Annotated in this window: 4 protein-coding genes; 3 read left to right on the forward strand and 1 reads right to left on the reverse strand. The window is 39.1% G+C overall.

Translation table 11 applies throughout. The annotated features are described in order from the left end of the window. Nucleotides 1–69: 69 nt before the first annotated feature. Nucleotides 70–339 (reverse strand): hypothetical protein, encoded by a 270-nt coding sequence (locus tag Q0954_RS32840; RefSeq protein ID WP_299465915.1) that lies wholly within the window; start codon nucleotides 337–339, stop codon nucleotides 70–72. A gap of 258 nt (nucleotides 340–597) precedes the next feature. On the opposite strand from Q0954_RS32840, the gene Q0954_RS32845 reads away from it, so the two are divergent. From Q0954_RS32845 to Q0954_RS32855, 3 genes are read left to right on the forward strand one after another with little or no spacing between them, the layout of a single operon-like run. After that, nucleotides 598–1,899: an N-6 DNA methylase gene (locus Q0954_RS32845; RefSeq protein ID WP_299465918.1), complete on the forward strand. Its 1,302-nt coding sequence runs from the start codon at nucleotides 598–600 to the stop codon at nucleotides 1,897–1,899. After that, on the forward strand, nucleotides 1,896–3,194 hold the full coding sequence (locus tag Q0954_RS32850; protein WP_299465922.1) for a restriction endonuclease subunit S: 1,299 nt from the start codon (nucleotides 1,896–1,898) through the stop codon (nucleotides 3,192–3,194). The genes Q0954_RS32845 and Q0954_RS32850 overlap by 4 nt, the downstream gene beginning before the upstream one ends. Nucleotides 3,195–3,217: 23 nt before the next feature. Beyond that, nucleotides 3,218–4,543, forward strand: a complete 1,326-nt coding sequence (locus tag Q0954_RS32855; protein WP_299465925.1) for an AAA family ATPase — start codon at nucleotides 3,218–3,220, stop codon at nucleotides 4,541–4,543. The last annotated feature ends 70 nt before the right edge of the window (nucleotides 4,544–4,613 follow it).

The following is a 4,613-nucleotide window of genomic DNA, read 5'->3' on the forward strand; positions in this document are numbered from 1 at the left end:
TTCAGGAAGTCATTCAATTGGGGACTATGAATACATAAAACACAATCTACTTGACTATTTTTGTACGGACTATTGGTTTACCTGAGTGCCAGTAACATCTACTCCCATGATCGAGCTTACATTGGCTTTCACCTGGTCTTCATTTACATTACCACCACTTTTTTCATTGCCCTTATTACGCTGTATAGGGCGTTGTTTTGCTTGAATAGGAGGCTTACTGCCCTCTTTAGTTTGTATAGGTGGCAAGCCGCTTTGTTTAGTAATTTTCGCATCAGCTGGTATAGCGTTGCTGTTGTTGATAGCCGCATTTTTTTCGTTATCGCTCGCGTATTTGTGCATAAGCTTAGACTTAATGGTAAAGATTAAAATTACATACATAGTAGGTAAGAACTACTGCAAATATACTATATATTTTTAAGACATTATACTTAGAACGGTATAGTCGACCGAAACGTGGCGGGTCAATTATATGTTGTTTTGAATTTAACAAAAGCATTCAAAACTAAAACTTGTTCTTATAAAATAGTATATTTATATATTTGTTTATTATTTCAAATATCAACTAAGTACAGTTTTTTGGCTTAAATAAACAAAGGTATGAGTAGTGAAGAACAGCGGGAACAAGAAAGGCTTCAACAATTACTAAAGGAGTGCCATCTTTTGGTGCGCAACGATGAACGCCTTTCGTCTGAAATGTCTTTTGAGGAATTGTCTAAGGTGTTGTTTATGAAAAAAGCTTATGAGCAACCGCCTGAAGACTATGCTTCTGATGATCTACATAAGCCAAAAAACAACCACAGTTTTTTTAATTATCTTCATCAAGAACTTGATGTTCATCAAAGCCCTGAAGATATGCTGTTAACATTATTTCATAAAGCCAATGATAAATATTCAATATTTGGAGTAAAAGATACTTTGCGCCTCAAAACTGCTACTTTTCTCAAATTAGCCGAAAGACTAGACCACGCATCTTCAGAGTTATATCAAACCTATGACTCTTTCTTAACGCGGGTGTTCAATGCCAAAACAGAACAAATAATGGTACCTTCCCCTTTGATAGATTTTATAGTAGAGGTGCTCAATCCACAGGTGCAAGAAAAGGTAATTAATACTGCCTGTAGTGTAGGGAGCTTTTTGGTGAAGGTAGGCAAAATGTATCGCCAAAAATCGTTACCCCCTTATAATATGTTTGGCACTGACCTCAATTCTCAAGCCACCAACATCGCCCGACTAAACCTATTTTTGCAAGGTTATCATTCACCTGACCATATTTACAATGTCAACGGGCTCAAGCCTCACCCTCATATCAAAGAAGAAAGCTTTGATGTAGCAATTGTTGCCCCGCCGTTTGGGCTTAAAGCCCGAAAGGATGAGGTTTATGATTATGCAACTTACAAATACCCCATAGGGCAAATATCTGGCAACTATGAGGTGCTTTATTTAGAGCGTGCCCTGCATTTGCTGCGTCCTGGGGGCAGAATGGGCATTATTTTGCCCGAAAGTATATTTAATAGCGATAGCTTTAGTAAGGTAAGGGCTTATGTAGAAAGTAAGGCTAAAATATGTTTGATTGTATCATTGCCCAACGACGCCTTTGCTTCGGTGGGTTTGGGCACTAAAACCAGTTTGCTGTTTTTGAGCAAATTTAGCGAAGAAGAAGCCATTGAATATGATAAAATAGCCCAAAAAGCCAAGCAAGATATAGGCACTAAAAAAGAAAACGAAGAAAAGGTAATGGCTGAAATCAAGACACAGTTTGATTATGAATTTGCCATTGCTGAGGTGGAGAAGATAGGCATTTCGCGATTGGGGCGCAAAACTGACAACGATTTGCCTGAAGTACTCAAAGAGTTTAACCAATTTGCCCCCTTTGCTCCGCCTAACGAAAATTTTCATTGAGCCTTTCTGAACCTCAAGCCACTTACAGAAAGGCAAACAAGTGGCAATATTTAAAAGCTTTGAACTATGCTCAAGTAGCCCAAACTTGGGATGTGCAATTTTATAAGGCAGATTTGGGCATTCGCTCTAGGTTTGACCAAGTAAAACTGAGCGAAGTAATTAAACAAAGAAAGGTAAAAATAAAAAAAGAGGCTTATCAGTATGACATACCTTTGGTAGACAGAATACCTTTTGAATCGGGCTCGATTGTTTTGAGAGACCCACCTGAAACCAACACCGATTTGTGGCAAGCCAACAAAAACGATTTGATTTTGTCGCAACCTCAGTTTCATAAAGGCGGGGTGGCGGTTAATACGCTTGCGGATAAAATTGTCTGTACTACTAATTATCGGGTATATGGCATTGATGCTAAGGTGGTAGCCCCTACTTATTTGTGGCTTTATCTAAGAAGTGAAGCAATGCAACAAATATTGCAAGCCTTAAGCACGGGCTCAGTAAGGGCGCAGTTTCCTTTGCGTTTGTTGCCTAGTCAAACCTTGGTGTTACCCCCGTTAGCCCAACAAAAGGAAATAGTGAAAGCATATGAAAGCAGCATTACCAAAGCTGAAGAACTGGGAACAAAAGCTGAAGAATACACCCAACAACTCAGCGAATACCCCAAACAAGCATTAGGGCAAGACTGGAAAAAACCTGAGCTGAGGAAACAAGGGAAGCACTTGCAAATTCTCAACTTTGCGAAAACCAAGGATTGGAGTTTGGCGCAAGTGGAAAAGCCTGTGCTTACTAGCAAATATGACTTGGTGGAGCTTAAGGAGTTGATCAAGCTAAAAAGTGGCAAAGCTCTGTCTAATCAAGACTTAACTACAGGGCTGTACCCTGTATATGGCGCCAATGGGCAGAAGGGCAACTACGGCAAGTTTACGCACGAGGGCGAACGCTTGATTATAGGGCGCGTGGGAGCGCAATGTGGCAATACACACTTGGTAACGGGCAAGTATTGGGTAGATAATAATGCTTTTGTAGCAGATAAATTATCCGAAAAAATTAGTTGGCAATATTTAAAAATCACTTTGGATTTGTTAGATTTAAACCAACTTAAAACAGGTACGGGGCAACCTTCTATCAATCAAAAAACAATTTTGGGGCAACTTATTTCGGTGCCTCCGCTCAACATACAAGAAGAAATAGTGCAGGAGGTAGAACGACTCAGGCAAACGAGTGAACAACTGCAACAAAAAAGTAAGGATTTGCGCGAGCAAGCTTTGACAGACTTTGAAAAAGCGGTATTTAACTAATTGAAACCCAAAACAAACTATCTATGCGGATTACTCATTTAAGTATCCAGAATTACAAAAACCTCAAAGATTTTAACTGGACAATTGATGCTGGCTACTCTATAGCTTTGATTGTAGGAAAAAACGCCAGTGGTAAGTCTAATTTGATGGAGGCTATTTTGCATATTTTTGCTTGTGTGCAAAGAGATGTAATGCAACATACTCACTTTGACTATAGTATAGAGTATGAAATAGAAACACCCAACAAACACAAGGTGCGTTTAGAAAGCCAAGGAGTGAAATTTAGTGCTTGGCGCGACGATGAAAAGGTAAAAGACCAACAAGCGCAGGTGGCATTACTCCCTAGTAAAATTTTTGCTTATTATGCGGGCACTTCTAAGAGAATAGAAGATACATTTCGCCTTTATAAAAATCCCCCTGCTTTTGAGTACTATACTCCCACCAAATACAAGTTTGTTTTGTTTGCCTTGCTTGCTTCTCCACTTGATAAAATAAAAAAAGATTTTTTGCAAAAAGAATTTGGTATAGAAGGGCTTCACGACTTTTCTTTTAAAATACAAAAACCTCATCAGGCTATTGAATCCACTAATACACCTACTAGAGATAACTTCTGGAATGCTCCTCCTGACGTGCTTACTCTTTTTGAAGGTTTCAAAGCACTAAGCTCTAAATCCCAAAAAGAAAAAGTTTTTACAACTGAGAAACTCGCGCTGAAATTTGATGGCGAGGTCATCAACCAAATACTAGACTTTCCATTTTTGAGCGACGAAAGTGATTTGTTTGAAAAGATGATCAAAGCGCTTGAGTTGGGCTATATACGCGACCTTACTTTGAACATCAAGAAAACGGGGGTAAATGAAAACATTATCTTTGAAAACTTTAGTGAGGGCGAAAAGCAACGCCTTGCCATTAGGGGCATCATTGAACTTTATGAAGGGGACGAAACCTTGTATTTACTCGACGAACCCGATGCCTTTGCCCACCCACGTTGGCAATGGGAGTTTATTCCTGATTTGGAGAGGGCTTTAGGTACTTATTCTCAGGTAATTTATGTAACGCATTCGCCCTTGGTGCTTAGTTCGGCAAAAAATAACGCATTTTTTATGGATAGCGGGGAAATATATCCTGCCCAAGAAACTTATGGACAAAGTGCTAATGTCACCCTTAATAAAATGGAAGCACAAGAAATACTTCAAGCAACAGAAGATGATTTTGCAACCTACATTGGCTTAATAGAAGAAGGTAAAGGGGAAAGCCCAGAAGGGGTAAAATTAAGAGAAGAACTTGAAGAAAAATATCCACTTAATCATCCAAAGTTTGACCGAGCAGACATGCTCATTTCATATTAGACTTCTTGCGAAAGTGTTTTAAGCAGCATTTGCATTTACGAAAGTAGCAATCAGTGTCGCTCTTAGACCA

Source organism: uncultured Microscilla sp. (assembly GCF_947493425.1).
In the GTDB taxonomy this organism is placed as follows: domain Bacteria; phylum Bacteroidota; class Bacteroidia; order Cytophagales; family Microscillaceae; genus Microscilla.